The organism is Cysteiniphilum marinum, from assembly GCF_014857925.1.
In the GTDB taxonomy this organism is placed as follows: domain Bacteria; phylum Pseudomonadota; class Gammaproteobacteria; order Francisellales; family Francisellaceae; genus Caedibacter; species Caedibacter marinus.
Genome location: NZ_JACYVZ010000088.1, coordinates 1 through 2,263 on the forward strand (window position 1 = coordinate 1; position 2,263 = coordinate 2,263).

Genomic DNA, 2,263 nt, shown 5'->3' on the forward strand with positions numbered 1-2,263 from the left:
ATGGTCAGATTGATGATCCAGATGAAGTCGCTGGTGACATCAATGGCAATGGCCAAATTGATGATCCAGATGAAGTCGCGGGTGACATCAATGGCAATGGTCAGATTGATGATCCAGATGAAGTCGCTGGTGACATCAATGGCAATGGCCAAATTGATGATCCAGATGAGGTTGCTGGTGACGTCAATGGCAATGGTCAGATTGATGATCCAGATGAAGTCGCGGGTGACATCAATGGCAATGGCCAAATTGATGATCCAGATGAAGTCGCTGGTGACATCAATGGCAATGGTCAGATTGATGATCCAGATGAAGTCGCGGGTGACGTCAATGGCAATGGTCAGATTGATGATCCAGATGAAGTCGCGGGTGACATCAATGGCAATGGCCAAATTGATGATCCAGATGAGGTTGCGGGTGACATCAATGGCAATGGTCAGATTGATGATCCAGATGAGGTTGCGGGTGACATCAATGGTAATGGTACACTTGATTTTCCTAGTGAAATACAAGGACTTATTGATAGCATTAACTTTTATTATGAACCAGTGTATCAATTAATTACCCAAGATACTGTCAGTGGGAATTACCTCATTACTGGTAGTGCAGCTAATAACGTGCAAAGAGAAGTAATACCAAACAGCAATCAGGTTGTTGCACCAAATACTGCTTTAAGTGGGTTCATTAATAACAGTATTCTTGATGTGTTTATTCCAAATTTCACCTCAGGCTCTGGTAGTGTGGACTCTCCACTGGTTAATGAAACTTTGTCGAATCAATCAGTTAAAGTGGGTAGCGTCCTGAGTAGTGACTATATTGATGTAGTTATTAAAGGTTTAGAGACAGATAATGGCACTATCAGTGTGATTAGAGATGGTAATCGGGTTGATATTTACTATGAACCTGAAAGTTCATTTAGTGGTGTAGCTGATTTCGCTTTAGAAATCTATCAAAATAAGGTACTGTCTGATGTTAAGCATTTTGAAATAACAGTAAATCAAAACGTTGACATCATCCATGAGAATAATATGCGCCAAACTGAAACCACAGTTAAGCATGAAGGTTCAATGCTGGAAGAGAATAGTACCTCACCAGAGATTGAGTATAAGCAAACGGATTTAGCTATTGAGGTCAGTGATGTTGATCATGCACGTACCCAAAGCATTTTAAATGAATTTGGCAAGGCATTAGATGATAGAGCACCAATTAGCACACTATCTGACATTGCCTCAACTGCAGTTAAGGATGCATTAAACACTTATTCTATCTCTGAAACCTCGAGCATTGTCAAGGGACTACTCAAACAGGCTATTGATGCAGGTGAGTCAACTGTTCGTATTGCAGCAATTGCTTCGAGCATGTTAGATGTTTCTAGAGAAAGTAGCTATGGAAGTGATGTTGTTATCAGAAATATTATACAGCAAACCGTAGATTCAGGACTATCAACAGATCAAATTGCTCAAATTTTATCTACAATGCTATTAAATACGGATGATCAATATCGAGATGACTTTATTGTATCGATTGTCTCAGAATCAAATGTTACTGATCTGCATTTATATCAGATGAAACAAATTTTAGAGCAACAGGATCCAGAGTTATCTGATAAGCTGTCAAAAGAAATGCAGATGATCAGAGGTAATCAGTTATCAACTGCTTTTGATGCAAATGAATCACAAAACAACAATTCTAGTAAAGGTTTATTAGCTAAGCTGAAAGATACATTTTTAGGTAAGCGTCAAACTCAAAATGATGAAATGACTGACTATGATATCAATGAGCATAAATATAAAATAGAGCTGGCAAAAGCAGAAATATTAACTATGGTTAGAAATGAGTCAGTGAATAATAATGAAGAGCATAAAAAACGCTAAAACAATATTCGATATTAATCATTCAATACGGAGCATTGAAAGCCATGAAAAAACATCATCAAAAGAATAAATCTAGTCTGAAAATTAAGCCCTATCTTTGGTTAGTAGCAGGTGGGATGACCTTGACAGGTTGTAGCATTACACCTACGGCAGTAACCAATGAATCTCAATTAAATAATACTTACAAGGGTTTACATCAAGCCATTGATAGTCAAGAGCAAATCAACCATAAAGTGACGTTAGCGGAAGCCATTGCACGAACGAAAGCAACACACATCTAGATTTAATGAAACGACTATGTTATCCTATTTTCAAAATATAGAATTGGATTTTTTATAATGGCAACGGGTATCAAAATAATAGCGCAGCATTATGATGTAAGCACAGGT

General features: G+C 37.7%; 2 protein-coding genes. Both read left to right on the forward strand.

All coding sequences use genetic code 11. The features are described from left to right. Positions 1–675 precede the first annotated feature (675 nt). On the forward strand, positions 676–804 hold the full coding sequence (locus tag IE867_RS15070) for a hypothetical protein (RefSeq protein WP_404826266.1): 129 nt from the start codon (positions 676–678) through the stop codon (positions 802–804). Positions 805–1,918: 1,114 nt separating this feature from the next. Beyond that, a complete protein-coding gene (locus IE867_RS14345) occupies positions 1,919–2,155 on the forward strand; it encodes a hypothetical protein (protein WP_192485391.1) in 237 nt (78 codons plus the stop codon). The last annotated feature ends 108 nt before the right edge of the window (positions 2,156–2,263 follow it).

Coding starts and splice junctions, on each gene's coding strand:
- IE867_RS14345 (WP_192485391.1), top strand. CDS start 1,919: ATGAAAAAACATCATCAAAAGAATAAATCTAGTCTGAAAATTAAGCCC.